At 64.1% G+C, this 26,040-nt stretch carries 19 protein-coding genes and 5 pseudogenes; 7 read left to right on the forward strand and 17 right to left on the reverse strand.

All coding sequences use genetic code 11. The annotated features are described in order from the left end of the window. Nucleotides 1–20 precede the first annotated feature (20 nt). The 12 genes and pseudogenes from CSV86_RS33855 to CSV86_RS23035 all read right to left on the reverse strand — a co-directional run. A pseudogene (locus CSV86_RS33855) lies at nt 21–713 on the reverse strand (methyl-accepting chemotaxis protein); the annotation flags it as partial. Between the two features lie 477 nt (nt 714–1,190). Then, a complete protein-coding gene (locus CSV86_RS22985; RefSeq protein WP_009399554.1) occupies nt 1,191–2,483 on the reverse strand; it encodes an adenylosuccinate synthase in 1,293 nt (430 codons plus the stop codon). 56 nt (nt 2,484–2,539) lie between these two features. Further along, nucleotides 2,540–3,727 (reverse strand): ATP phosphoribosyltransferase regulatory subunit, encoded by a 1,188-nt coding sequence (locus tag CSV86_RS22990; protein ID WP_009399553.1) that lies wholly within the window; start codon nt 3,725–3,727, stop codon nt 2,540–2,542. A gap of 278 nt (nt 3,728–4,005) precedes the next feature. Continuing rightward, the gene (gene hflC / locus CSV86_RS22995) at nt 4,006–4,875 is read right to left on the reverse strand and encodes a protease modulator HflC (RefSeq protein ID WP_009399552.1); all 870 of its coding nucleotides are present in this window, start codon (nt 4,873–4,875) and stop codon (nt 4,006–4,008) included. Continuing rightward, nucleotides 4,875–6,050: an FtsH protease activity modulator HflK gene (hflK, locus tag CSV86_RS23000; protein ID WP_009399551.1), complete on the reverse strand. Its 1,176-nt coding sequence runs from the start codon at nt 6,048–6,050 to the stop codon at nt 4,875–4,877. The genes hflC and hflK overlap by 1 nt, the downstream gene beginning before the upstream one ends. Nucleotides 6,051–6,147: 97 nt before the next feature. Further along, nucleotides 6,148–7,449 carry a ribosome rescue GTPase HflX gene (hflX, locus tag CSV86_RS23005; protein WP_009399550.1) on the reverse strand — a complete coding sequence of 434 codons (1,302 nt, stop codon included), beginning with the start codon at nt 7,447–7,449 and terminating at the stop codon, nt 6,148–6,150. Nucleotides 7,450–7,461: 12 nt separating this feature from the next. Continuing rightward, nucleotides 7,462–7,722 carry an RNA chaperone Hfq gene (gene hfq, locus CSV86_RS23010; protein WP_009399549.1) on the reverse strand — a complete coding sequence of 87 codons (261 nt, stop codon included), beginning with the start codon at nt 7,720–7,722 and terminating at the stop codon, nt 7,462–7,464. A 92-nt stretch (nt 7,723–7,814) separates the two neighbouring features. Beyond that, nucleotides 7,815–8,789, reverse strand: a complete 975-nt coding sequence (gene miaA, locus CSV86_RS23015; protein ID WP_037060280.1) for a tRNA (adenosine(37)-N6)-dimethylallyltransferase MiaA — start codon at nt 8,787–8,789, stop codon at nt 7,815–7,817. Between the two features lie 4 nt (nt 8,790–8,793). Next, a pseudogene (mutL, locus tag CSV86_RS23020) lies at nt 8,794–10,676 on the reverse strand (DNA mismatch repair endonuclease MutL). Continuing rightward, nucleotides 10,673–12,117, reverse strand: a pseudogene (locus CSV86_RS23025) (N-acetylmuramoyl-L-alanine amidase). Before CSV86_RS23025 ends, mutL begins: the two co-directional pseudogenes overlap by 4 nt. Nucleotides 12,118–12,119: 2 nt before the next feature. Then, complete coding sequence (gene tsaE, locus CSV86_RS23030; protein ID WP_009399545.1) at nt 12,120–12,590, reverse strand: tRNA (adenosine(37)-N6)-threonylcarbamoyltransferase complex ATPase subunit type 1 TsaE; 471 nt, start codon at nt 12,588–12,590, stop codon at nt 12,120–12,122. Further along, nucleotides 12,578–13,437, reverse strand: a pseudogene (locus CSV86_RS23035) (NAD(P)H-hydrate dehydratase). The gene tsaE and the pseudogene CSV86_RS23035 overlap by 13 nt, the downstream one beginning before the upstream one ends. Before the next feature lie 64 nt (nt 13,438–13,501). Here CSV86_RS23035 and queG point away from each other — a divergent pair. Beyond that, complete coding sequence (gene queG / locus CSV86_RS23040; protein ID WP_009399543.1) at nt 13,502–14,581, forward strand: tRNA epoxyqueuosine(34) reductase QueG; 1,080 nt, start codon at nt 13,502–13,504, stop codon at nt 14,579–14,581. Here queG and CSV86_RS23045 read toward each other — a convergent pair. Both CSV86_RS23045 and orn read right to left on the reverse strand, forming a co-directional pair. Beyond that, complete coding sequence (locus CSV86_RS23045) at nt 14,563–15,174, reverse strand: trimeric intracellular cation channel family protein (RefSeq protein ID WP_009399542.1); 612 nt, start codon at nt 15,172–15,174, stop codon at nt 14,563–14,565. The genes queG and CSV86_RS23045 overlap by 19 nt on opposite strands. Nucleotides 15,175–15,330: 156 nt before the next feature. Beyond that, entirely contained in the window at nt 15,331–15,873 is a 543-nt protein-coding gene (gene orn / locus CSV86_RS23050; RefSeq protein ID WP_009399541.1) for an oligoribonuclease, read from the reverse strand. A gap of 96 nt (nt 15,874–15,969) precedes the next feature. On the opposite strand from orn, the gene rsgA reads away from it, so the two are divergent. Continuing rightward, entirely contained in the window at nt 15,970–17,001 is a 1,032-nt protein-coding gene (gene rsgA, locus CSV86_RS23055) for a small ribosomal subunit biogenesis GTPase RsgA (RefSeq protein ID WP_009399540.1), read from the forward strand. A gap of 139 nt (nt 17,002–17,140) precedes the next feature. Then, nucleotides 17,141–17,611, forward strand: a complete 471-nt coding sequence (locus CSV86_RS23060) for a toll/interleukin-1 receptor domain-containing protein (protein ID WP_009399539.1) — start codon at nt 17,141–17,143, stop codon at nt 17,609–17,611. 214 nt (nt 17,612–17,825) lie between these two features. Here the strand turns inward: CSV86_RS23060 and motB are convergent, their stop codons facing one another. Both motB and motA read right to left on the reverse strand, forming a co-directional pair. Continuing rightward, complete coding sequence (motB, locus tag CSV86_RS23065) at nt 17,826–18,845, reverse strand: flagellar motor protein MotB (protein ID WP_009399538.1); 1,020 nt, start codon at nt 18,843–18,845, stop codon at nt 17,826–17,828. A 3-nt stretch (nt 18,846–18,848) separates the two neighbouring features. Continuing rightward, on the reverse strand, nt 18,849–19,700 hold the full coding sequence (motA, locus tag CSV86_RS23070; protein WP_009399537.1) for a flagellar motor stator protein MotA: 852 nt from the start codon (nt 19,698–19,700) through the stop codon (nt 18,849–18,851). A 131-nt stretch (nt 19,701–19,831) separates the two neighbouring features. Between motA and CSV86_RS23075 the strand changes: the two genes are divergently transcribed. The 3 genes and pseudogenes from CSV86_RS23075 to asd all read left to right on the forward strand — a co-directional run bounded on the left by CSV86_RS23075 (nt 19,832) and on the right by asd (nt 23,104). Continuing rightward, a complete protein-coding gene (locus CSV86_RS23075; RefSeq protein ID WP_009399536.1) occupies nt 19,832–21,370 on the forward strand; it encodes an HDOD domain-containing protein in 1,539 nt (512 codons plus the stop codon). A 46-nt stretch (nt 21,371–21,416) separates the two neighbouring features. Further along, nucleotides 21,417–22,226, forward strand: a complete 810-nt coding sequence (locus CSV86_RS23080) for a rhodanese-like domain-containing protein (RefSeq protein ID WP_009399535.1) — start codon at nt 21,417–21,419, stop codon at nt 22,224–22,226. 3 nt (nt 22,227–22,229) lie between these two features. After that, nucleotides 22,230–23,104 (forward strand): annotated as a pseudogene (gene asd, locus CSV86_RS23085) (archaetidylserine decarboxylase). 76 nt (nt 23,105–23,180) lie between these two features. On the opposite strand, the gene serB reads toward asd, so the two are convergent. Next, complete coding sequence (gene serB, locus CSV86_RS23090; protein WP_009399533.1) at nt 23,181–24,392, reverse strand: phosphoserine phosphatase SerB; 1,212 nt, start codon at nt 24,390–24,392, stop codon at nt 23,181–23,183. A gap of 135 nt (nt 24,393–24,527) precedes the next feature. Here serB and CSV86_RS23095 point away from each other — a divergent pair, with 135 nt between their 5' ends. Continuing rightward, complete coding sequence (locus CSV86_RS23095) at nt 24,528–26,036, forward strand: HAMP domain-containing protein (protein ID WP_009399532.1); 1,509 nt, start codon at nt 24,528–24,530, stop codon at nt 26,034–26,036. The last annotated feature ends 4 nt before the right edge of the window (nt 26,037–26,040 follow it).

Below are 26,040 nucleotides of genomic sequence, written 5' to 3' on the forward strand. Positions count from 1 at the left end.
TCGCCGATCTCGTCGCGGCTGTCGATGGCTACGCGCTTGGTCAGATCGCCGTCGCCGGCAGCCAGGTCATCGAGCGCGGCGATCAGCAGGCGCAGCTTGTTGACCACGCGCCGACCCAGAACGATCGCTACCACCAGCAGCACACCGCAACCGACCAGCGCCAGGCCCGCACCGATGCGCCAGCGCAGGGTGGTTGCGGCATCCTGCACGCTTTGCGAGGTATTGGCCTTCATTTGCAGGGCGCTGCCCTGGGCGGTCTGCAGGCGGCTTTGCAGGGCCTTGGTGCTGTCGGCAGCGGCGCTGGTCAGGCTGTCGGCCACCAGCTGGTCGCCGCTGGCGATCAGGGCGGAGAAGCGCTTGTCCAGGGCTTGCAGTTCGGCGTCCACCGAGGCGGTGGAGATCCCCATCAGGACTTTGCCGATCTCGGCGCCATTGGGGTTGATCGAGGCCTCGACGAAGTACACCGACGGGTCGTTGCGCGCGGCATCCAGCACCTTGTCGAGGGCGCGCTCGCCCTTACCCTTGTCGAGCAGGGCCTGGTTGATCGGGTTCTGGCGGTTCAGGTAGCGCGTAAGGTGCTCGCCCTGTGCGTCGTCATAGACGACGAAAAGCACGTTGGGATTGCGCTGGGCACGACGGGCGAACTCCGACAGGGTCGGCACGTCCACGTCCCAGATGGCCCGGGGTGCCACCGAGGCGAGCAGTTCGGCCATGTCGTTGGCCGAGTCGCGCAGGTTCTTCTCCAGGGTGGCGCGCAGTTGCGCCTGCTCTTCCTCCAGGCGCGACGATAAACCGGCGGTAAGACGCTGGCGGGTACTTTCGGAAAGGCTGCTCAGCCCCGAGCTGACCTCCTTGGCCGCCTGGTCGAGTTCCGTTGCCAGTTTCTGGCTGTCGGCGCCCAGGCGATCGCCCAGATCGGCCTCCAGTGCCGTAACCGTGCTGCGGGTCAACACCACAGCGACGACCACCTGCACCAAAAGAGCGATACCAAGCGCCACAAAGACAGGCCGCAAGAGGCGGCTTCGTAACAATGAGATAACGGCAGACACAATAAATCCCTCTGCTATTTGGAGCCATTACAGTGATGGCAATCCTGAAGGCAATTTCACAGCAAGGCTTGTGCCGCAGCAGAGGGTCAAAAACGCCAAAGGCCCCTAAAAAGGGGCCTTTGGCTTTATCGCAAGGCTAAATCAGGCGAAAGGATGACGCAGGACAATAGTCTCGTTGCGGTCAGGACCGGTCGAGATGATGTCGATCGGCGCACCGACCAGCTCTTCCACACGCTTGATGTAGGCACGGGCGTTGGCTGGCAGCTCGTCCAGGGTCTTGGCGCCCACGGTCGATTCGCTCCAGCCCGGCATTTCTTCGTACACCGGCTCCAGGCCGATGTAGCTGTCGGCGTCGGTCGGGGCGTCGATGACGGCACCGTTTTCGTTCTTGTAGCCCACGCAGATGCGGATGGTTTCCAGGCCGTCCAGCACGTCCAGCTTGGTCAGGCACAGGCCCGAGATGCTGTTGACGTCGATGGCGCGACGCAGGATGACGGCGTCGAACCAGCCGCAACGACGGGCACGGCCGGTAGTGGCACCGAACTCGTGGCCGCGCTTGGCCAGGTAGGCACCGACGTCATCGAACAGTTCGGTCGGGAACGGGCCGGAACCGACGCGGGTGGTGTAGGCCTTGGTGATGCCGAGGATGTAGTCGATGTACATCGGGCCAACGCCGGAACCGGTGGCGATGCCGCCAGCGGTGGTATTGGAGCTGGTGACGTACGGGTAGGTACCGTGGTCGATGTCCAGCAGCGAGCCTTGGGCGCCTTCGAACATGATGTCCTTGCCGGCGCGGCGCAGGGCATGCAGTTCGGCGGTGACGTCGAGCATCATCGGCTTCAGTTGCTCGGCGTAGGCCATGCACTGGTCCAGGGTTTCCTGGAAGTCGATGGCCGGCTCCTTGTAGTAATTGACCAGCTGGAAGTTGTGGTAGTCCAGCAGCTCGCCCAGCTTGGCGGCGAAACGCTCGCGGTGGAACAGGTCGCCGACACGCAGGCCACGACGGGCCACCTTGTCTTCGTAGGCCGGGCCGATGCCACGACCGGTGGTGCCGATCTTCTGCTCGCCACGGGCCTTCTCGCGTGCCTGGTCGAGAGCCACGTGGTAGGACAGGATCAGCGGGCAGGCCGGGCTGATACGCAGGCGATCGCGAACCGGGACGCCTTTTTCTTCCAGCTTGGTGATTTCACGCAGCAGGGCGTCGGGAGCGACGACCACGCCGTTGCCGATCAGGCACTGCACGCCTTCGCGCAGGACGCCCGAAGGAATCAGGTGCAGCACGGTTTTCTCACCGTCGATCACCAAGGTGTGACCTGCGTTGTGGCCACCCTGGTAGCGCACTACGGCGGCGGCATGTTCGGTCAGCAGATCGACGATCTTGCCTTTGCCCTCATCACCCCATTGGGTGCCCAGGACTACGACATTCTTACCCATAACACTTGTCCTCATTCGCGCAAACTTGGCGCCGGCGAGAGGGCCGGCGGCTAATCTCAGATGGCCAGTGGCAGAACCTGCCAGAGCCCGTTTTGCAGAATCAATTGCCGGTCGCAGTCCGCCTCGATGGCGGCAGCCAGCGGCTGGCCAGGCAATGCCTGCACAACCCGCTGACCGTCACTGCGCAACTGGCAGACCAACTGCCACAGAGCCGCATCCACACTGTCGGGCATCCAGATCCCGCCAGTGGGCAACACGACCTCTGCCCGCCCCAGTGTTACCAGGGTCTTCAAATCCGTGGAGAAACCGGTGGCCGGACGTGCCCGGCCGAAGTCAGCTCCGATATCGTCGTAGCGACCGCCCTGGGCGATCGACTGGCCGACACCCGGGACGAACGCGGCGAACACCACACCGGTGTGGTAGTGGTAGCCGCGCAGCTCGCCCAGGTCGAAATACAACGGCAGATCCGGATAACGCGCGGTCAGCCGGTCGGCGATGCTCATCAGGTCATCCAGCGCTGCCAGCACCGCGGCAGGGGCACGGCCCAGGCGCACGCGGGCGGCCTCCAGCACTTCGCGGCCGCCGCACAGCTCGGCCAGGGCGCGGAGCATGCCGGCCAGGTCGGCCGGCAGGTTGGCGGTCAGGGCGATGACTTCGTCGATGGCCTTGCGTTGCAGGGCATCGAACAGCTGTTGCTCGACCGCGCCGGACAGGCCGGCGGCACGGGCCAGGCCGCGGTAGATACCGACATGGCCGAGGTCCATGTGCACATCCGGAACATCGGCCAGTTGCAGCATGGCCAGCATCAGGCTGATCACTTCCACGTCGCTGACCGGGCTGGCGTCGCCGTACAGCTCGGCACCGAGCTGGATCGGGCTGCGCGAGGTCGACAGGGCCCGTGGCTGAGCGTGCAGGACGCTGCCGGCGTAGCACAGGCGGCTCGGGCCTTCGCGGCGCAGGGTATGCGCATCGATGCGCGCGACCTGCGGCGTGATGTCGGCACGGAAGCCCATCTGCCGGCCGGATTGTGGATCGACCACCTTGAAGGTCCGCAGGTCCAGGTCCTGACCGGCACCGGTGAGCAGCGATTCCAGGTACTCGATATGGGGAGTCACGACAAACTCGTAACCCCAGCTCTGGAACAGATCCAACACCTGACGACGCGCGATCTCGATGCGCGTCGCTTCAGGTGGCAGTACTTCTTCGATGCCATCTGGCAGCAGCCAGCGGTCTACCGTTGCCATTACGCCATTTCCCCTGTGGTCCGGGCGGCCAGCCCGCGGGCGCGGCCGTGAGTGAAGCAGGTTCCGGCAAATCACGCGCGCAGCGCCGATTCCAGCGTTGCCGCAGTGCCGAGACCCTCGTGAATCATTGGTCGCGCCCCGGATCGCGGGCCTGTTCTGGCATTCGATCTCGCAGACGCAAAAAAGCCGGGAATTTCCCGGCTGCCGCATCATACACCCGTTGTCTTGCAGAAATCACCCCGCCCGACGCATTAGCCGCCCAGCGGGGTGATTCGACTTCAAGGTTTCGCTTTGTTCATGAAGCGGAAGAACTCGCTGCTCGGGTCGAGGACCAGAACATCGTCCTTGCTGCTGAAGCTCTCGCGGTAGGCATTCAGGCTACGGTAGAACGCGTAGAACTCCTGGTCCTGGCCGTAGGCCTTGGCGTAGATCGCCGCCGCCTGGGCATCACCGTCACCGCGGGTCTCTTCCGACTCGCGATAGGCTTCCGCCAGCAGTACCCGGCGCTGACGATCGGCGTCGGCACGGATGCCTTCGGCCAGCTCGTTACCCTTGGCGCGGTGCTCGCGGGCTTCACGCTCACGCTCGGTGCTCATCCGTTCGAACACACTGCGGTTCACTTCCTTCGGCAGGTCGATGGCCTTGACGCGAACGTCCACCACCTCGATGCCCAGCTCCTTCTCCGCCATGCGGTTCAGGGAAGCGGTGATATCGGCCATCAGCGCATCGCGCTCACCGGAAACCACTTCATGCAGGGTGCGCTTGCCGAACTGGTCGCGCAGGCCGCTTTCCAGACGACGGGACAGGCGCTCGTCGGCGATCTGCTTCATGCCGGAGGTCGCGGTGTAGAAGCGCTCGGCGTCCTTGACCCGCCATTTGGCGTAGGCATCGACCATCACCGCTTTCTTCTCCAGGGTCAGGAACCGCTGGGTCGGAGCGTCGAGGGTCATCAGACGGGCGTCGAACTTGCGCACCTGGTTGACGTACGGGATCTTCAGTTGCAGGCCGGGCTGGACATCCGCCTGGACCACCTTGCCGAAGCGCAGGAGCACCGCGCGTTCGGTCTGGGCCACGATGTAGAAGCTGTTCCAGGCCACGATGGCCAGGACCACGCCGACAATCAGGGCGATCAGCGATTTATTGCTCATCAGCGGCTCTCCCTGGTGCGCACTTGCTGTTGCTGTTGCAGGTCCACGGCACGGGCGGCGTCGTTGACCGAAGTCGCAGGCGCGCTGCTTACCGGCGCACTGGCACTGCGGCTACCACCGACCATCTTGTCCAGCGGCAGGTAGAGCAGGTTGTTCTGCCCGTCCTTGCCGGTGACGAGCACCTTGCTGGTGTTGCTGTAGACCTCTTGCATGGTCTCCAGGTACAGACGCTCGCGGGTGACCTCCGGTGCCTTGCGGTACTCGGCGACCAGCTTGGTGAAGCGGTCGGCCTCACCCTTGGCACGGGAGATGACTTCATCGCGGTAGCCGTTGGCGTCCTCGATGATGCGCTGCGCCTGACCACGGGCTTCCGGCACCACGCCATTGGCGTAGGACTCGGCCTGGTTGCGGGCACGCTGCTCGTCTTCACGGGCACGGATCACGTCGTCGAAGGCTTCCTGCACTTCACGCGGGGCTGCCGCGCTCTGCACGTTGACCTGGGTGACGGTGATGCCGGTACGGTAAGTGTCAAGGAAACGTTGCAGACGCTCCTTGATCTCCACGGCCATCTGCTCGCGGCCTTCGGTCAGCACCTTGTCCATCGCGGTCGAGCCGACCACGTGACGCAGGGCGCTGTCGGTCGCGTGCTGCAGGCTGACTTCAGGCTGGTCGACGTTCAGGACGAAGTCCTGCAGGTTGCTGATCTTGTACTGCACGGTCAGCGGCACCTCGACGATGTTCTCGTCCTCGGTCAGCATCTGGCCCTGCTTGGTGTACGCACGCTCGCGCGTGACGTTTTCCATGTACTTGCGGTCCATCGGCGGGAAGTAGATGTTCAGGCCCGGCCCTACGGTTTCGTAGTACTTGCCGAAGCGCAGCACCACCGCCTGCTCCTGCTCGTCCACGACGTAGACCGCGCTGTACAGCCAGATGGCCGCCAGTACGGCAAGGCCGACGCCGAGCAGGCCGAAGCCGCCACCTTTGGGAAGGCTGTCGCCACCACCACGTTTCTTGCCGCTGCCAAACATGCCGTTCAGGCTGTCCTGCAGCTTGCGGAAGGCCTCGTCGAGATCCGGAGGGCCTTTCTTGTCGCCGCCGCCGCCACCACTACCGCCGCGACGCCCACCCCAGGGATCCTGATTGTTCGAGTTGCCACCCGGCTCATTCCAAGCCATAGCGCTCTCCATCTGATAAAGCAAAGACGCGCCAAACGGCGCGCCGTCCAATGCTACAGAATGCCTGTGACGGCTGCCTGACCGCGTCGCCAGGCATTTATTGCAAAGTATGTTGTTCGATGAACTCGACCGGCTCCAGCCCTTCGCGCGTCACCAGGCGGTTGAAGTCGGCCCGCGGCAAACGCACGGCCAACAGGCTGCTGCCCTCCTCGTCGTGTTCTTCGTTCTGCACGGCCCCCGCCGCAAAGAATTGCGCACGCAAACGCGCGTAGCGCTGTTCCAGGCGAAGGGTGCCGATGAACAGGTCATCCCCCAGCAATTCGGCAATCGCCTGCCCCACCAACTCCAGACCGCGACCCTCGCGGGCCGAGACCCACACCCTTTCAGGCTTGCCGTCGGCATTGCGCTGGATATGTGGCTCAATGCCTTCAAGCAGGTCGAGTTTGTTATACACCTCGAGGATCGGCAAGCCTTCGGCACCGATCTCGCCGAGCACCGCCATCACCTGCTCGATCTGCGCCATGCGTTCGGGCTCGTGGGCATCGATCACATGCAGCAGCAGGTCGGAGTTGCTCGACTCTTCGAGCGTAGCCCGAAAAGCCTCGACCAGCTTGTGCGGCAGGTGACGAATGAAGCCCACGGTGTCCGCCAGCACGATCGGCCCGATGTCGCCCAGTTCGAGACGGCGCAAGGTCGGGTCGAGGGTGGCGAAGAGCTGGTCGGCGGCATAGACCTCGGACGAGGTCAGGGCATTGAACAGGGTCGATTTGCCGGCGTTGGTATAGCCCACCAGTGAAACCGAAGGTACGTCGGCCCGCTTGCGCCCGCGCCGCGCCTGTTCGCGCTGGCTGCGCACCTTCTCCAGGCGCGCCTTGATCTGGCGCAGGCGCACCCGCAGCAGGCGGCGGTCGGTTTCCAGCTGGGTTTCACCCGGACCGCGCAGACCGATACCGCCTTTCTGCCGTTCAAGGTGGGTCCAGCCGCGAACCAGGCGCGTGCTCATGTGTTCGAGCTGCGCCAGCTCGACCTGCAGCTTGCCTTCGTGGGTACGGGCACGCTGGGCGAAAATGTCGAGGATCAGCCCGGTACGGTCCAGCACGCGACACTCGAAGACACGCTCGAGGTTACGTTCCTGGCTGGGCGTAAGGGTGTGGTTGAAGATGACCAGGTCGGCCTCTTCGGCCTTGACCAGGTCGCGCAGTTCCTCGACCTTGCCGCTGCCGATCAGGAACTTGGCAGTTGGCTGGTGTCGCGCCACATTGGCAAGCGCAACGATATCGGCGCCGGCCGACAAGGCCAGCTCCTGGAACTCCTGCGGGTCTTCGCGCGCCTCAGGGCTCTGACCTTCCAGATGAACGAGAACGGCCCGTTCACCACCACCGTGGCGCTCAAAGAACAAAGCAGGCTCCTATCAGGCGTTACCTGGCTCAGCGTCGCCGTGATCGGCATCAGCTGCGCTAGGCAGACGAATCGGACGGACCGGAACGACGGTCGAGATTGCGTGTTTGTACACCATCTGGCTGACGGTGTTCTTCAGCAGGATAACGAATTGGTCGAAGGACTCGATGGTGCCTTGCAGCTTGATGCCGTTGACCAGATAGATCGAAACCCCGACTTTTTCCTTTCTCAAAGTATTCAAGTAAGGGTCTTGTAGCGAATGCCCTTTTGACATATGCCGCACTCCTGTAAGGATCAATAGTAAAAAAACAAGAAAACTGATGGCTCAAGCCGCCCCCCCCAAGGATAGACGGCAATTTGCGGGATTCAGCCCAATATGGAGGCGCTCCCGAGGTATTTCAAGGTGCGAGACAGATTGTCGCAAGCCAGGCTGTCCAACCAATGAAGGTCGGCCCAACTGCGCAACCAGGTAAATTGCCGCTTCGCCAACTGGCGGGTGGCAATGATGCCGCGCTCCTGCATTTCAACTGAAGTCAGCTTGCCATCAAGGTGATCCCAGACCTGGCGATAACCAACTGCCCGTATAGACGGCAGTCCCGCGTGCAAGTCACTTCTCGCACGCAGCAATCGGACCTCGTCAATGAAGCCCTGTTCCAGCATTTGCGTGAATCTTGCTGCAATTCGCTCATGCAGAACCTGTCGGTCCTGCGGGGCGATGGCCAGGCTGGCGACAGTATAGGGCAATTGCCCCTGCCCAGAAGGGTCAGTGCTATTACTTTGCTCAGCTTGACGCAAACGATGTGACGTCATCGTTGAACCGCTCACCCGATACACTTCGAGCGCACGGATCAGGCGCTGCGGATCATTCGGATGGATACGCGCCGCCGAGACCGGATCAACCGCTGCCAGTTCGTCATGCAGCGCCTGCCAGCCCTGCCGCTGCGCCTGGGCTTCCAGGTCGGCGCGCACCTGCGGGTCGGCCGCCGGCATATCCGCCAGGCCTTCCAGCAGGGCCTTGTAATAAAGCATGGTGCCGCCCACCAGCAGCGGAATCTTGCCCCTCGCGGTGATATCGGCCATGGCGTCGAGGGCATCGCGGCGGAAATCCGCAGCGGAATAGCTTTCTGCCGGGTCGAGGATGTCGATCAGACGATGGGGATGGGCCGCGAGAATGTCCTTCGACGGCTTGGCCGTGCCGATATCCATGCCGCGATAGATCAACGCCGAGTCGACGCTGATCAGTTCGCAGGGCAGCACCTTGGTCAGTTCGATGGCCAGGTCGGTCTTGCCCGCCGCGGTCGGGCCCATCAGGAATATCGCAGGAGGTTTCGACAACGCCATGCTTTCAACGACCGCGCAGGAACAGTTTGTCGAGGTCGTCCAGGCCCATCTGGGTCCAGGTCGGGCGACCATGGTTGCATTGGCCGCTGCGCTCGGTGTTTTCCATGTCGCGCAGCAGGCCGTTCATTTCCGGGATGGCCAGGCGCCGGTTGGCCCGCACCGCGCCGTGGCAGGCCATGGTGCCAAGCAACTCGTTCAAGTGCGCCTGGATCCGGTCGCTGGTGCCATATTCCATCAGGTCGGCGAGAACGTCCTGCACCAGGCGATTGGCCTCGGCCTGCTTGAGCAGCGCCGGGATCTGCCGGATCGCCAGGCTTTCCGGGCCCAGGCGCTGCAGTTCGAAGCCCAGGCGCTGGAACCACTGCGCATGCTCTTCGGCGCAATCCGCCTCGCGCTGGCTCAGGGCCAGGGACTCCGGCACCAGCAGCGGCTGGCCGCTCAGGCCTTCGCTGGCCATGGCGATCTTCAGGCGCTCGTACATGATCCGCTCATGGGCCGCGTGCATGTCCACCAGCACCAGGCCATGGGCGTTTTCGGCCAGGATATAGATGCCTTTCAGTTGCGCCAGGGCGTAGCCCAGCGGGGAATGTCGCGCTCGCTTTCCGGCAGCGGCGCCGGTTGCGCGTTGGCCAGCGGCGAATAGAACTCGCGATAGACCTCGCGCGCCTCTTCGACCGGCACGCTGGCAGTCGGCCGCGGCGTGTAGTTGTATTGGTAACCGCTGCCGGCAGGGCTCGCCGAGGGCGCCGCGAGCGGCTGCTCCAGCACGGCAGCGGAAAGCCGCATCTCGCCCTGTGGCCCGAACTCCCCGGCCTGCAAGCCGGTAGCCCGGATGATCTCCTCGGTCGCCGCCGGTGCCGCCACCTGGTCGTCCGGCCGCACATCGGCCAATGCCCGGTGCAGCGTGCCGTAGAGGAAGTCATGGACCATGCGTCCGTCGCGGAAGCGCACCTCATGCTTGGTCGGATGAACGTTGACATCGACGCCGGTCGGATCGAGTTCGAGGAACAGCACGAAGGTCGGGTGCCGACCATTGAACAGCACATCGCGGTACGCCTGGCGCACCGCGTGGGCGACCAGCTTGTCGCGTACCGCGCGGCCGTTCACGAAGAAATATTGCAGGTCCGCCTGGCTGCGCGAAAAGGTCGGCAACCCGACCCAGCCCCACAGGCGCAGGCCATTGCGTTCGATCTCGATCGGCAGCGCCTGCTCCAGGAACCCCGGCCCGCAGATCGCCCCGACACGCCGCGCCCGGGACAATTCGTCCGGCGCCTCGTGCAGGCTGAGAATGCTCTTGCCGTTATGACGCAGGTGGAACCCGACATCGAAGCGCGCCAGCGCCAGGCGCCGGATCACTTCCTGAAGATGGTCGAATTCGGTCTTCTCGGTCTTGAGGAACTTGCGTCGCGCCGGCGTATTGAAGAACAGGTCGCGCACTTCCACCGACGTGCCTACCGGATGGGCCGCAGGCTGCACCCGGGGCGCCATGTCGCGGCCTTCGGTTTCCACCTGCCAGGCCTGCTGGGCGTCGCGGGTGCGCGACGTCAGGGTCAGGCGCGCCACGGAACTGATCGACGCCAGGGCCTCGCCACGGAAGCCAAGGCTCATCACCCGCTCCAGGTCCTCGAGATCACGGATCTTGCTGGTGGCGTGACGCGCCAGTGCCAGCGGCAGGTCGTCGGAGGCGATACCGCTGCCGTCGTCGCGTACCTTGAGCAGCTTGACGCCGCCCTGCTCCACCTCGACATCGATGCGCCGGGCGCCGGAGTCGAGGCTGTTTTCCAGCAGTTCCTTGATCACCGAAGCCGGCCGCTCGACCACCTCGCCCGCGGCGATCTGGTTGGCAAGGCGCGGGCTGAGCAGTTCTATTCGCGAAGCGGAACTCATGGCTGGCCCGCCAGGGTAGTGGCGGGAATGTCGAGGTTCTGGCCGACCTTCAGCTCATCGCTCTTGAGGCTGTTGCTGCTGCGCAGGCTGGCGACGCTGACCTGGTAGCGCACGGCGATCATCGCCAGGGTCTCGCCCGGACGTACCGTGTGCTCGCGCGGCCCCTGGGCGATCTTGCCGTTGTCACGCAACCAGGCGATGTAGGTGCCTGGCGGCGGGTTCTGCTGGAAGAACTGCTTCACACCGCTGTGGATCGAGCGCGCCAGCGACTGCTGGTGGCTCGGCGTGGCCAGCTTGGCTGCTTCGGCGGCGTTGGAAATGAAGCCGGTTTCCACCAGGATCGACGGGATATCCGGCGACTTCAGCACCATGAATCCGGCCTGCTCGACCCGGCGCTTGTGCAGCGAGGTCACCCGGCCGATATTGCCCAGTACCTTCTGCCCCACGTTCAGGCTGGAGCTGAGGGACGCGGTCATCGACAGGTCGAGAAGCACGCCTGCGAGCATGCGGTCCTTGTCGTCGAGGCTGACGTTGCCGGCACCACCGATCAGGTCGGAGCGGTTCTCGCTGTCCGCCAGCCAGCGCGCGGTCTCGGACGTTGCGCCGCGATCGGACAGGGCGAATACCGACGCACCGAAGGCGGCCTTGGATGGTGCCGCATCGGCATGGATCGAGATGAACAGGTCGGCGCCCTTCTTGCGGGCGATCTCGGTGCGCTTGCGCAACGGGATGAAGTAGTCGCCGGTGCGGGTCAGTTCGGCGCGGAAGCCCTTCTCGGTATTGATCTGGCGCTGCAGTTCCTTGGCGATCTGCAGCACGATGTCTTTTTCGTGCTGGCCGCGGGAGCCCGAGGCACCCGGGTCTTCACCGCCGTGACCGGCGTCGATGGCGATGACGATATCGCGCTTGCCGTTCGGCACGGGCGGCAGCTTGATCGCAGGCTGCGCCGGGGTGACCGGCACCGCAGGCGGTGTAGCGGCGGTGGCCGCTGGTGTCGGCGGCGTTGCCGGCGCCGACGCGGCAATGGCGTCGGCTTCCTGGTCGTACAGGTCGACCACCAGGCGGTTGCCATACTGCGCATTGGGCGCGAGCGTGAAGCTCTTCGGGGTGACCGCCTTGTTCAGGTCGATGACCACGCGCAGGTCGGTAGGCGTGCGCTGGGCCGAACGCACGGAAGTGATGGGGTATTGGAAGTGGACGCGGTCAGCGGTGCGGCCAGGGTGGCGCCGTTGATATCGATGACCAGGCGATCCGGCGCGGTCAGGGTGAAGACGCTGTGTTCCACCGGACCGGACAGGTCGAAGACCAGCCGGGTGTTATCCGGCGCCCGCCACAGACGCATGCTCTTGACCTGCGAGGCCGCGAACGCCTCGGCGGTCACTGCCGTAAGCAGCAGTCCTACGACGGCAACCAGTGCGCGAAAGCGCATACCTTTCCCCATTTCTATTTGAATTCCACGGCCAGAGCGGCACACCAGGCTTCACCGCGAGCACCTTGCGGCGACAGGCTCAAGCACCGGCCGCCCGCCTGGGGGCTTATGGTAATGGTCAGGTCCGGCTTTGGCAAAATGCCCTCACCCTTGCCAGGCCACTCGAACAGGCACAGCGCGTCGCCTTCGAAATAGTCGCGAATCCCCATGAATTCCAGCTCTTCCGGATCGACCAGACGATAAAGGTCGAAGTGAAAAGCTCGGACTTCGCCAATCTCGTAGGGTTCCACAACTGTAAATGTAGGACTTTTCACCGCACCGGTATGTCCGAGGCCGCGAATGATGCCCCGGGACAGGGTGGTCTTGCCTGCGCCGAGGTGACCTTCGAGAAAGATCACGCCATGACCTTGGGTCACCTGGGCGATACGCGCGCCGAAGTCGACCATGGCCTGCTCATCGGCCAGAAAAAGGGTTATGCCTGACACGCTGAATGCTCCTCCAACAACTGACGAATAGATGGCACCAGGTCGTGGGCCGCCAGCCCGCGCCCCTGGTCGCCAAGGCGCTCCCCGGCGCAAGCGTGCAACCAGACACCGAGGCAGGCGGCATCCCAGGCGCTCATTTCCTGGGCCAGCAATGCGCCGAGCACACCGCTCAGCACATCGCCCAGCCCCGCCCCTGCCATTGCCGGATGCCCGCGCTTGCACACGGCCAATTGGCCGTGGGGCTCGGCGATCAGGGTGCCGGCGCCCTTGAGCACGCACACCGCCGCATATTTGCGCGCCAGCTTGCGCGCCGCGCCGGGGCGGTCGGCCTGCACCGCCTCGGTGGAAATGCCCAGCAGGCGCGCGGCCTCGCCGGGATGCGGCGTGATGATGCTTCCGCGAACCAGGGCCATCGGCGACGAGGCCAGCAGGTTCAGGGCATCGGCATCCCAGATCTGCGGCAGGCTCGAACTGGCTGCTGCCGACAGCAGGCTCCGCCCCCAGGCCGCCTGGCCGAGCCCGGGGCCGACCACCAGTACCGAAGCGCGCTCGATCGGTGCCATCAACTGGTTCGCGGAATGCACGCCGAGGCTCATGACTTCGGGCAAACGGGCCAGGGCGGCCGGCACGTGTTCAGGACGGCTGGCCACGGAAACCAGCCCGGCACCGCAGCGCAACGCCGCTTCGGCGCCCAGCAGCACGGCGCCACCGGTGCCGCGATCACCGCCAATCAGCAGAACATGGCCGAATTGCCCCTTGTGGGCATTGAAAGGGCGCGCAGGCAGGCACGCCAGGACGTCTCGCGTCAGTACAAGCGGCTCGTGCGGGGGTGTTTGGTCTGAGGCATGCGTCGTAGGGCTCCGATGTCTGGCAGAATTATACGCACCTGTCCTTTTATTGCCCTATTTCGCATGTCTGTCTCCTTCCTTGACCTCCCCGCCCTCGCCCGTTCGATCAAGGATTGGGGGCGTGAACTGGGCTTCGCCCACGTCGGCATCGCCAGCGTGGACCTGGCCGAGCACGAACAGCACCTCGAGCGCTGGCTGGCGGCCGGTTATCACGGCGAGATGGACTACATGGGCGCCCACGGCAGCAAGCGCTCCCATCCCGACGAACTGGTACCCGGCACCGTGCGGGTAGTCTCGCTACGCATGGACTACCTGCCCGGCGACACGCAGATGGCCCAGCGCCTGGCCCAGCCGGAACGGGCCTACATTTCCCGCTACGCCCTGGGCCGCGACTACCACAAGCTGGTGCGCAAGCGCGTGCAGCAACTGGCCGAGCGCATCCAGACGGCAATCGGCCCGTTCGGTTTCCGTGCCTTCGTCGACAGCGCGCCGGTACTGGAAAAGGCCATCGCCGAGCAGGCCGGCCTGGGCTGGATCGGCAAGAACACCCTGCTGCTCAACCGCAAGGCAGGCAGTTACTTCTTCCTCGCCGAGCTGTTCGTCGACCTCCCGCTGCCGGTGGACGAAGCCCAGGCCACCGAGCACTGCGGACGTTGCAGCGCCTGCCTGGACATCTGCCCGACCAACGCCTTCGTCGGCCCCTACGTGCTGGATGCGCGGCGCTGCATTTCCTACCTGACCATCGAGCTGAAAAACGCCATCCCCGAAGAACTGCGGTCGATGATCGGCAACCGTGTATTCGGTTGCGATGACTGCCAGATCGTTTGCCCCTGGAACCGCTTCGCCAAGGACACCGTGGAAAACGACTTCAAGCCGCGCCACGGCCTGGACAACGCCGGCCTGGCCGAGCTGTTCATGTGGGATGAGGAACGCTTCCTCGCCAGTACCGAGGGCTCGCCGCTCAGGCGCGCCGGCTACGAGCGCTGGCTACGCAACCTGGCGGTGGGCCTGGGCAATGCACCCTCGACCATACCGGTGCTGGAAGCCCTGAATGCACGCCGCGAGCATCCCTCGGAGCTGGTCCGCGAGCACGTGGAATGGGCGCTCAGGCAGCATGCCGAGCGTCAATGCTCGTCGTTGTAGTGGAACTTGGGCATTTCCCAGTGGAAGCGGATCGCCAGCAGGCGCAGGAGGAAGCCGCCGAAAAGGGTAATCAGGATCGATTGTTCGGCGGGCAGTTTCAGCCAGATGCAGCCCATGTAGCACCAGGCGGCAGCGAAGGAAACGCTGGCGTATAGCTCACGGCGGAACACCAGAGGGATGTCGTTGCAGAAAATGTCGCGCAGGATGCCGCCGAATACCCCGGTGACCACGCCACTGATGGACGCCACCAGCATGCCGTGCCCCAGCTCCAGGGCGGTCATGCAACCGATCAGGGTGAACGCCACCAGGCCCAGGGCGTCGAGTACCAGGAACAGCGAACGCAGATGGCGCATCAGCGGCGCGATGAAGATGGTCAGCAACGCGGCGACGCTGGTCAGCACCAGGTATTCCGGATGCTTGACCCACGTCAGCGGATAGTGGCCCAGCAACACATCGCGAACCGAACCACCGCCCAGCGCGGTAACGCAGGCAATCAGCACCACCCCGAACCAGTCCATACCGCGGCGGCCGGCGGACAGCGCGCCGGTCATGGCTTCGGCGGTGATCGCAATGAGGTAGAGCATCAGCAGCATGGTGCGGGTCCTGGCAGAAAGGCGCGAAGTCTAACCAGTTGCTGCTGGCACCAAAAGAGGGCACAAGACTTCTGTTGTTGCTGATGGCCTCATCGCTGGCAAGCCAGCTCCCACAGACACTGTGGGCTTGCCAGCGATGAGGCCGGATGCCACTACTCAGAACTTGATGAAGTGCTTGCGGTAGTGCTGCAGCTCCGCAATCGACTCGCGAATATCATCCAGCGCCAGGTGGGTGCTGCCCTTCTTGAAGCCGTCCTTCACTTCCGGCGCCCAGCGGCCAGCCAGCTCCTTCAGGGTCGAGACATCCAGGTTGCGGTAGTGGAAGTAGTTTTCCAGCCCGCGCATATGGCGATACAGGAAGCGCCGGTCCTGGCAGATGCTGTTGCCGCAGATTGGCGACTTGCCCTTCGGCACCCATTGTTCGAGGAAGGCGATGGTCCGGGCCTCGGCCTCGGCCATGTCGATCGTGCTCTCGCGCACGCGCTGGGTCAGGCCGGAAGCGCCGTGGGTCCGGGTATTCCAGTCGTCCATGCGGGCCAGGACTTCGTCGCTGTGGTGGATGGCAATCACCGGGCCTTCGGCCAGGGTGTTGAGATCACTGTCGGTAACGATGGTCGCCATCTCGATGATGACGTCATGATCCGGGTCAAGACCGGTCATTTCCAGGTCGATCCAGATCAGGTTCTGTGGGTTTTGCATAAGTCGGGCTCCTCGGTAGCTGCGCAGTTTAGCCTAGTGGAGCGTGCTAAACTCGACGCCGTTTCAACATCCCCGCTTTAAATCGACGAGACCTTCATGGCCAAACGCCAGCTCAACCGTCGCCAGAATTGGCGCATCGAAAAAATCCAGGAAGAACGTGCCGCCCGCGCGGCCAAACGTGAGGAGCGCGCCCTGGAGGTGCTCGAAGGCGGGGATCTAGGGCCTGAACAGACGGGGCTGGTGATCGCCCACTTCGGTGTGCAGGTGGAGGTCGAGGCCGACGACGGCGCGGAGGCCGGCCAGGTCTTCCGCTGCCACCTGCGCGCCAACCTGCCAGCGCTGGTAACCGGCGATCGCGTGGTCTGGCGCGCCGGCAACCAGGGTATCGGGGTGATCGTCGCGCAACTGCCGCGCAGCACCGAGCTGTGCCGCCCCGATAGCCGCGGCCAGCTCAAGCCGGTGGCGGCCAACGTCGATCTGATCGTTATCGTCTTCGCTCCGGCGCCGGAACCCCACGCCAACCTGATCGACCGCTACCTGGTCGCCGCCGAGCATGCCGGCATTCGGCCCCTGTTGCTGCTCAACAAGGCCGACCTGATCGATGAGCAGAATGCGCCGGCGCTCAACGCCCTGCTGGCCGTGTATCGCCAGTTGGGCTATCCGCTGCTGGAGGTTTCGGCCCATCACGGCAACGGCATGCAGCAATTGCAGACGATGCTCGATGGTCATATCAGCGTGTTCGTCGGCCAGTCTGGGGTCGGCAAGTCGTCCCTGGTCAACAGCTTGCTGCCGGACGTGCAAACCCGGGTGGGCGAGCTCTCGGAATGGTCGGGCCAGGGCCAGCACACAACTACCACCGCGCGCCTGTACCACTTCCCCGGTGGTGGCGAATTGATCGACTCCCCCGGCATCCGTGAATTTGGCCTGGTGCACGTCAGCCGTGACGATGTCGAAGCAGGCTTCATCGAGTTCGCCGACCTGCTTGGCACCTGCCGCTTCCGCGACTGCAAGCACGACCGCGAACCCGGCTGCGCCCTGCTCAAGGCCCTGGAAGACGGGCGCATCCAGCAGCAGCGAATGAACAGTTACCGCTCGATCATCGCCAGCCTGCCCCAGGACACGTACTGATCGAACAAACGACTCGTAGGCTTTATCTGTAGGACCGTTCATACGGAAACGTAGGACGGTTCTTTGTTTCAAGCCGTCTATTGCCGGGCTGAATGAATTCACTGATCGTCGCCGCTTTCACCAGAAAGGACGCCTCGTGATGCCTGTATTCATCAGCTACCGCCACCCGGATCGCCTCGACGCGTTCGTGATCAACGAACGGCTCAAGCTCGAAGGCATCAACACCTGCCTCGAATTGTTCGACCCGCAGGCCCGGCAGACCACCGATGACATCTGCACCTTGTTCAACACCAACATCAATGCCTGCACTCATATGATCACGGTCCTCGGCCAGGGCGGTACGGATGAGTGGTGGATCCCGTTCAGCCTCGGCAGCGCCACCCAGTTGAATCGGCGGCTGGCCTTTTACCAATGCGAAGGCAGCCTGCCCGGCTATCTGGAACGCTGGCCGATCCTGACGCGGCGCGAACATATCGACCTGTTCGTCAGCGCCTACCACGACGAGCAGACGTTCCGCCGGGCCATCAGCAAGGATGCGGCCGAGACCAATCGCAACAATGCCGAGTTTTTCCATACCGACCTCAAGGCCCGCCTGCGCCGCGGTTTCTAAGGCAAACCGTGGCCGCTGCAAGAACTGGGCAACGATGGTGTCTGGACGGACCAATCGCTGGCAAGCCAGCTCCCACAAGGTCGGTGTCGAACACAAAATCTGCGGCTGGCTCGGAACCTGTGGGAGCTGGCTTGCCAGCGATGAGGCCATCAGCCACTGCACCATGGAAAAGCCCGCCGGGATCGCTCCGGGCGGGCTTTTCTTTACGGCGCGCTTACTGCTGCTTGCCGGGCTCATCCATCTTCAAGGTACCGTCCTCGAAAATGTTCAGCTTCTGCCGCAGTTCCTGTGGCTGCATCGGTTCCGGTTCAGCTGGCGCAGCAGTGCCCGGCGCCGCCGGCGTACCGTCCGGATTGGTCGCGGGGGCCTGCTGGCCGTCGGGCGCCGACTGTTCGCCCTCGATGGCGCGCTGGGCCTTCTTGGTCAGCACGACAATATCGATACGGCGGTTCACCGGGTTCAGCGGATGCTCGCGGTCGAACAGCGAAGACGAGGCATACCCCACCACCCGCGCCACCTGGCCGTCCGGGTAACCACCGGCGACCAGTGCGCGGCGGGCGGCATTGGCGCGGTTGGCCGAGAGTTCCCAGTTGCCGAACTCGCCGCTGCCGGAATAGGGCTTGGCATCGGTGTGGCCGCTGACACTGATCTTGTTCGGTACCGTCTTGATGGTGTCGGCCATGGCCAGCAGGATGTCCTCGAAATACGGTTTCAGCCGCGCACTGCCCAGGTCGAACATCGGCCGGTTCTCGGCATCGACGATCTGGATGCGCAAGCCGTCCTGGGTAATCTCGAAGAGAATCTGATCCTTGAACTTCTGCAATTCCGGGCTTTGCTCGACCTTGTTCTGCAGTTCCTGCAGGACCAGTTCGAGACGCTCGCGCTCCACCTGCTCGGCGAGGGTCTCGGCCTGTTCGGGGCTGACGATGCTGCTTTCAGGCGTCGTCTCGGCTTTTTGTTCCGGATTGATGGTCTTTTCCGGGGCCAGCTCGGGCGAGCCGCCCAGGTCGATGATGTAAGGCGTACCGCTCTCGGAGAACCCGATCGGATCCTTGAAGTAGCCGGCGATGGCTATCTTCTGTTCAGGCGTGGCCGTGGACAGCAGCCAGAGCACCAGGAAGAACGCCATCATCGCCGTGGCGAAGTCGGCGAAGGCGATCTTCCACGCACCGCCGTGATGGCCGCCGCCGAAGCGCTTGACGCGCTTGATGATAATCGGCTGATTATTTTCCATGGATCAACGACCGCGGACCGCTTGTTCCAGCTCGACGAAGCTCGGGCGGTGCTTCGGATAGAGCACCTTGCGTCCGAACTCCACCGCCAGCGAAGGCGGCATGCCCGAGGCCGAAGCCACCAGGGAAGCCTTGATCGCTTCGTAGGTGTTCAACTCTTCCTTGGCATCGTGGGCCAGGGAGTTGGCCAGCGGGCCGAAGAAGCCGTAGGCCGCGAGAATACCGAAGAAGGTACCGACCAGCGCCGCACCTACGTGCAGGCCGATGGATTTCTGGTCGCCGTCACCAAGGGACGCCATGGTCACCACGATACCCAGTACCGCCGCCACGATACCGAAGCCGGGCATGCCGTCGGCGATGCCGGTCACGGCATGGGACGGGTGCTCCAGTTCTTCCTTCAGGCTCAGCAGTTCCATGTCGAACAGGCCTTCCAGCTCATGGGGTGCCATGTTGCCGGTGGACATGATGCGCAGGTAATCGCAGATGAACGCGGTCATGCGTTCGTCCTTCAGCACCGCCGGGTACTTGGCGAAGATCGGGCTGGCCGCGGCGTCCTCGATGTCGCCCTCGATCGCCATCATGCCTTCGCGGCGGCTCTTGTTGAGGATCTCGTAGACCAGGCCGAGCACTTCTATATAGAAGGCGTGGGAAAAGCGGCTGCTGAACATGCTCAGCGACTTTTTCACCACGTGCATGGTCATATAGCCAGGGTTGGCCTGCAGGAACGCACCGAAGGCAGCACCGCCGATGATCAGCACCTCGAAGGGCTGGATCAGGGCTGCGATCTTGCCGTGGGAGAGCACATATCCGCCTAGCACGCTCGCGAATACGACAATGATGCCGATAATTTTAGCCATAGATAGAAAGCACTTACTGTCGGGGTCTTGGGTGAGGACGGAAGTTAGTAAATCTCTTCTTCTACTTATCGGCAGTTCTGCGCCAGACTATAGCCAGTCAAGGCGAAAAGCCAGCTTGGCCCACTTCCAGCATGCTTAGTGAAACCATCGTGCCAACTACGAATCCGAAGACCCTCGACGCCTGGATCAAACTACTGGACGGTACCCATCTACCGGTCCCTTTCCACAGCCATGACCGGGTGAAAACCGCCGTAGCGGACAGCCGCCGTTCGCTGCGCGATATTGCCGAAGTCATGCAGGATAGCCCGGCCCTGGTCCTTGGGGTGATGCGCGAGGCCAACCGGCACACCCACGCCACCATCGCCGAGCCGGCGGAGAACCTCGAGGTGGCCCTCAACCGCCTTGGCCTGGCCCGGGTCGATGCGTTGATGCAGCGCCTGACCGTCGCTCCCGTCGAGGAGATTCCCCTGGCCTTGCGCCAATTGCAGATGATCAGCCAGCACGCCAGCCAGCAGGCCAGTGGCCTGTTCGCCAGCCGTCTGGCGCGGCTCTGGCAGGACATCCACTGGGGCAGCCTGCTGTTTCTCTCGCCGTTGTGGCCGCTGGCCCTGACCCACCCGCAGTTGCTGGAAGAATGGGAAGTGCGCGTGGTCCATCGCGGCGAGTCGGCGCCGAAAGTCGAACGCGAGCTGTTCGGCGTGCGCCTGCTCGGCCTGTGCCAGGCACTCGCCGAATTCTGGCGCCTGCCCACCTGGGTCACCCAGGGCTATCGCCTGTTGCAGCAAGAGCGCCGCTCGCTGGCCAGGGTCATGCACATCGCCCGGGATCATAAAAGCCCGCTGCGCCAGCAACAGAAACTGGACGCCGACCCGGAGCTGCGCCGCTGGCTGAACCATCCGGCCAATACGGTGATGCTGGCCAACGGCGTGGCCCTGGCAGCCCAGCACGCCTGGACCGGCGTACATATCCAGCGCTGGCAGCAGTTGATCAGCCTGTACCTGCAAGCACCCGTGGAAGATGTCCAGGCGCAGAACCACCAGCAGGCCGCCGCCAGCGCGCGCAAGCACGCCCTGGAAGGCGTGTTCCATCCCGCGCAGATGCTGCTCTGGCCAGCCAATGCGCGCTACATTCCCCGTGGCATGCAGCAGGCCACGACCCCGGATACCAAGGCCCTCGGCGATTGGCGCAAATACTGCGCCGAGCTGCTGACCGAACCGAGCCCGTTTTCCAACGCCATGCACCTGACCGGCTACGCCCGCGAAGCACTGCAGGCCTGCGGGATGAAGCGGGTGCTGCTGTTGATGAGCGACAAGACGCAAAGTTACCTGCGCGTGCATCAACTGGCCGGGCTGCCACAACAGGCGGCCAACCTCACCGTGGCGGTGGAACAGAGCAAATTGCTGCAACGCTTGCTGACCCGCTCGGCACAGTTGCGCCTGACGCCGCAGAACCATGCGCAATTCTCCGCGCTGCTCCCGGGCAGCCTGCGCGCGCTGTTCCGCGGCGAACACCTGTTGCTGCGTTCGCTGTCGAACAACGGCAGGGTCATCATGGTGCTGATAGCCGACCAGGGCGGCGGCCCGTTCTCGGAAGTCAGCGTCGAGGCCTTCGCCAAAACCGCGCAATGCCTGGAGCGCGCCCTCGCCACCTTCAGCAACCGCAGCGCCTGACCCTGCGCTACAATCGCCACCCTCTGTTCCGCTCTGGAGTTCCTGGATGACTGACTTTTCCGGCTTGCCCCTGGTGATCGAACCGGCAGACCTGCAGCCGCGCCTCGCTTCGCCGGAGTTGATCCTGGTCGACCTGACCAGCGCCAACCGCTACGGCAGCGGCCATCTTCCCGGTGCCCGTTTCGTCGATCCCAAGCGCACGCAATTGGGTCAGCCACCGGCACCCGGCCTGGCTCCGGCCAAGGCCGAGCTGGAAAAGCTCTTTGCCGAGCTGGGCCATCGCGCCGACGCTACCTACGTGGTCTACGACGATGAAGGCGGCGGCTGGGCCGGGCGCTTCATCTGGCTGCTGGATGTGATCGGCCACAAGCGCTACCACTACCTCAATGGTGGCGTGCAGGCCTGGCCGGCCAATCTGCTCAGCACCGATGTTCCGGCCCCTGGCACCGCGCCCGTCAGCCTGGAACTGCACGACGAGCCCACCGCCACCCGCGAATACCTGCAAAGCCGCCTGGGCGCCGCCGACTTGGCGATCTGGGACGCACGCAGCCCCGGCGAATACCGCGGCGAGAAAGTCCTCGCCGCCAAGGGCGGGCACATCCCCGGCGCGGTCAACTTCGAGTGGACCGCCGGCATGGACCTGAACGACGCCCTGCGCATCCGCAAGGACATGCCGCAGATCCTCGAACAGCTGGGTATCAGCAAGGACAAGGAAGTGGTCACCCACTGCCAGACTCACCACCGCTCGGGCTTCACCTACCTGGTGGCCAAGCACCTGGGCTACCCGAGGGTCAAGGCGTATGCCGGATCCTGGGGCGAATGGGGCAATCACCCGGACACGCCCGTCGAAGTTTAAGGAATCCCAATGAAATCCCGTTTGTTCATCATCAGCCAGTACCTGCTGCCCCACCACCTGCTCTCGCGCCTGGCCGGCTGCGTCGCCGAGTGCCGCGTGCGCTGGTTCAAGAACGCCTTCACCGCCTGGTTCGCCAAGCGCTACCAGGTGGACATGTCCCAGGCCCTGGTGGAAGACCTCACCGCCTACGAGCACTTCAATGACTTCTTCACCCGCGCCCTGAAGCCAGGCGCGCGCCCGCTGGACCAAACCCCGGGGCAATCCTCTGCCCCGCCGACGGCGCCATCAGCCAGCTGGGTCCGATCGAGCACGGCCGCATCTTCCAGGCCAAGGGCCACAGCTACAGCGCCCAGGAACTGCTCGGCGGCGACCCGGCCAATGCCGCGCCGTTCATGGGTGGCGAGTTCGCCACCGTGTACCTGTCGCCGAAGGACTATCATCGCGTGCACATGCCGCTGGCCGGCACCCTGCGCGAGATGATCTACGTACCCGGCCGCCTGTTCTCGGTGAACCAGACCACGGCGGAAAACGTCCCGGAACTGTTCGCCCGCAACGAGCGCGTGGTCTGCCTGTTCGATACCGAGCGCGGTCCGATGGCCGTGGTATTGGTGGGTGCGATGATCGTCGCCTCGATCGAGACGGTCTGGGCCGGCCTGGTCACCCCGCCGAAACGCGAGCTGAAAACCTTCCGCTACGACGAAGCCTCCCGCGCCCCGATCCATCTGGAAAAAGGTGCCGAACTGGGCCGTTTCAAGCTGGGTTCGACCGCCATCGTGCTGTTCGGCCCTGATCAGGTGAAGTGGGCCGAAGGCCTTGGCGCCGGCTCGCCGGTGAGCATGGGCCAGGGCCTGGCCCTGCCGGTGGCTTCGCAAGCCTGAGACGCGTAACGCAAACCGCCCCCGATCAAGGGGGCGGTTGCTTTTAGGCTCTGTACGAAAAATCTTGAGACAAAGGTCAAGCGCCTTCGCGGTCGCGCATGCCCAGCAGGTAGAGCACGCCGTCGAGGCCGAGGGTGGAGATCGCCTGCCTGGCCGACTGGCGCACCAGCGGCTTGGCCCGGAACGCAACGCCCAGGCCGGCGATCGCCAGCATCGGCAGGTCGTTGGCGCCGTCGCCGACAGCGATGGTCTGTTCCATCTGCAGGCCTTCCTTGCGTGCCAGCTCGACCAGCAGATCGGCCTTGCGCTGGGCATCGACGATCGGCTCGATGGCAACGCCAGTGACCTTGCCGTCCACCACTTCCAGTTCGTTGGCGAACACGTAGTCGATGCCCAGCTTGGCTTGCAGTTGCTTGGCGAAATAGGTGAAGCCGCCGGAGAGGATGGCGGTCTTGTAGCCGAGGCGCTTGAGTTCGGCGAACAGGGTTTCGGCACCCTCGGTCAGGCGCAGCGAGGCGCCGATGTCGTCGAGGACCTTGACGTCCAGGCCCTTGAGCAACGCCAGGCGCTCCTTGAAGCTGGCGCGGAAGTCCAGTTCGCCGCGCATGGCGCGCTCGGTGATCTCCGACACCTGCTCGCCTACACCGGCCGCCTTGGCCAGTTCGTCGATCACCTCGGCCTCGATCAGCGTCGAGTCCATGTCGAACACCGCCAGGCGGCGGTTGCGGCGGAACAGCGAATCCTGCTGGAAGGCGATATCGACGTTGAGTTCCTGGGCCACGCTGAGGAACTCGGCACGCAGCGCCTGCGGATCGGCCGGCTCGCCACGCACGGAAAACTCGATGCAGCCCTTGCCCTGCTCCGCTGGCGTATCCAGCGCCACCCGGCCGGACAGGCGATCGATATGGTCGATGTTCAGGCCGTACCTGGCGGTGATCGAGCTGACACGCTGCAACTGCTCGGCGGTGACCTTGCGGGTCAGCAGGGTCACGATGTGCCGAGGCTTGCCCTGGTTGGCCACCCAATTGCAGTAATCGTCTTCCGACACCGGGGTGAAGCGCACCTGCTGGTTCAGTTCGTAACCGGTGAACAGCAGGTCCTTGAGCACCGAGGAAGCCTGCCCGGTGCCGGGAATCTCGACGAGAATGCCGAACGACAGGGTGTCGTGGATCACCGCCTGGCCAATATCGAGGATGTTCACACCGCCACGGGCCAGAACGCCGGTAATGGCTGCGGTCAGGCCCGGACGGTCCTCACCGGTGATGTTGATCAAGACGATTTCGCGCAAGACGGGCTCCAGGACATGCAAAAAATGCGCATTCTACCGCCTTTTGCGGACCATCGGGCGCAGTCGATGCTTTGCCGTCTCAAGGCCGCTCGCTATACTGCGCAGCAATTTCTCCGTCATAAAGAGCCGCGCTCAGTGAACCGGCCCACGCCCGTCAAAACCGACAATTTCTTCCTGCTGATCTTCCGTGCCTTGCGTCAGCGTCGCGTGCCACTGGCATTGCGCATCGCCTGCCACAACATTTTCCTGGTTGCCCTGGCGCTGGTGATCTACGCCTGCGTGATGGGTTTGCAGTTCAAGGAAGCCATGCACGAGCAGGCCGATGCCCTGGGGCAGAGCCTGACCACCCAGACCGCGACCTCGGCCACCGAGCTGCTGGTGTCCAACGACATCCTCAGCCTCAACGTGCTGCTCGGCAACCTGGTGAAGAACCCGCTGGTGGCCCACGCCGCCATCTACAGCGTGGACAACCGCATCCTCGCCGAAGCCGGCCAGCGGCCGAAGAACAGCCTGCTGGGCGAGGCCGAAGGCCTGTACCAGACCAAGATCACATTCCAGGACGTCACTGCCGGGCAGTTGCGCATCAGCCTGGACATGAGCCAGTTCCAGCAGCCGATGACCATCAGCATGCAGAGCATGGGCATCCTTGCCGGTATCCTGCTGGCACTGGCATTGACCATGAGCCTGCGCCTGGGTCGCTTCATCTCCACGCCTCTGCTGCAACTGCGGGTGTGGCTGCGGGACCTGGACGAATACACGCCGGCCACCGAGCGCCAGGACGAAATCGGCGACCTTGCCCGCCAGTTGCATTCACGTTTCGCCCCGCCGCCGAAGCCGGTCGAGCCGGAGCCTGAAATCGAGGACGATTTCGAAGAGGAAGCCGAGCCGTTCGAGGTACGCGACCTGCGTGATCCGCACTTCGATGAAGCGCCCGCCGTGGTGCGTACGCCCAAGCGCGTGGTGGAAGCTGAAGAAGACGAGGACGACGACGCCTTTGCCGACCTGCGTGACGATGTCGCCCCGTCTCCCGGCCCGCTCGCCAACAAGTCCGCCGCCGCGCGCGAACCCGGCAAAAGCGCCGTGCTCGCCGTGCAGCTGGGCTCGCAGGAGCAACTCCGCCGCCTGCCCCGCGCACGCCTGACCGAGCTGCTGGAGCGCTACCGCGACTGCCTGGACCAGGCCGCCTCGCTGTACGAAGGCGAGGTGCAGACCCTCAACGATGGCAGCACCCTGTTGCTGTTCCACAGCCAGGACAGCGGCGACGACTACCTGACCAATGCCATCTGCTGCGGCGAGCTGCTCCGCGCCCTCGGCCATGCCTTGCAGGTGGAGGTGGCCGACAGCGGCATCACCCTGCAACTGCAACTGGGCCTCGCCCTGGGCGAAGACCTGCATGGCCTGAGCCAGATCGACCTGCTGCTGACCGAAAAGGCCCAGGATGCCCTGGCCCTTTCGCAGCACAGCCGCAACCTGCTGCTGGTGGAACGCAGGATCAGCGATGACGCGCTGATTCGCCAGCGTGCGCGGATTCGTCCGATTGCCAGTCCCGAGGGCGCCTGCTGCGTAGAGCGCTTGATGGAGCCTTATCCATCGATGCTGGAACGGCAACTGGCGCGCATGCATGAGCGCCAGGTGAAGAACTGATAGC

It is taken from the genome of Pseudomonas bharatica CSV86, assembly GCF_000319305.2.
GTDB classification, from domain to species: domain Bacteria; phylum Pseudomonadota; class Gammaproteobacteria; order Pseudomonadales; family Pseudomonadaceae; genus Aquipseudomonas; species Aquipseudomonas bharatica.

Bases quoted from the DNA above. Each gene is read 5' to 3' on its own strand.
- motA (WP_009399537.1), bottom strand. From the start codon at position 19,700: ATGGCTAAAATTATCGGCATCATTGTCGTATTCGCGAGCGTGCTAGGC.
- miaA (WP_037060280.1), bottom strand. From the start codon at position 8,789: ATGGCGTTGTCGAAACCTCCTGCGATATTCCTGATGGGCCCGACCGCG.
- motB (WP_009399538.1), bottom strand. From the start codon at position 18,845: ATGGAAAATAATCAGCCGATTATCATCAAGCGCGTCAAGCGCTTCGGC.
- CSV86_RS22985 (WP_009399554.1), bottom strand. From the start codon at position 2,483: ATGGGTAAGAATGTCGTAGTCCTGGGCACCCAATGGGGTGATGAGGGC.
- CSV86_RS23075 (WP_009399536.1), top strand. From the start codon at position 19,832: ATGCTTAGTGAAACCATCGTGCCAACTACGAATCCGAAGACCCTCGAC.
- orn (WP_009399541.1), bottom strand. From the start codon at position 15,873: ATGCAAAACCCACAGAACCTGATCTGGATCGACCTGGAAATGACCGGT.
- rsgA (WP_009399540.1), top strand. From the start codon at position 15,970: ATGGCCAAACGCCAGCTCAACCGTCGCCAGAATTGGCGCATCGAAAAA.
- hflC (WP_009399552.1), bottom strand. From the start codon at position 4,875: ATGAGCAATAAATCGCTGATCGCCCTGATTGTCGGCGTGGTCCTGGCC.
- queG (WP_009399543.1), top strand. From the start codon at position 13,502: ATGTCTGTCTCCTTCCTTGACCTCCCCGCCCTCGCCCGTTCGATCAAG.
- CSV86_RS23045 (WP_009399542.1), bottom strand. From the start codon at position 15,174: ATGCTGCTGATGCTCTACCTCATTGCGATCACCGCCGAAGCCATGACC.
- CSV86_RS23080 (WP_009399535.1), top strand. From the start codon at position 21,417: ATGACTGACTTTTCCGGCTTGCCCCTGGTGATCGAACCGGCAGACCTG.
- hfq (WP_009399549.1), bottom strand. From the start codon at position 7,722: ATGTCAAAAGGGCATTCGCTACAAGACCCTTACTTGAATACTTTGAGA.
- CSV86_RS23060 (WP_009399539.1), top strand. From the start codon at position 17,141: ATGCCTGTATTCATCAGCTACCGCCACCCGGATCGCCTCGACGCGTTC.
- CSV86_RS22990 (WP_009399553.1), bottom strand. From the start codon at position 3,727: ATGGCAACGGTAGACCGCTGGCTGCTGCCAGATGGCATCGAAGAAGTA.
- hflK (WP_009399551.1), bottom strand. From the start codon at position 6,050: ATGGCTTGGAATGAGCCGGGTGGCAACTCGAACAATCAGGATCCCTGG.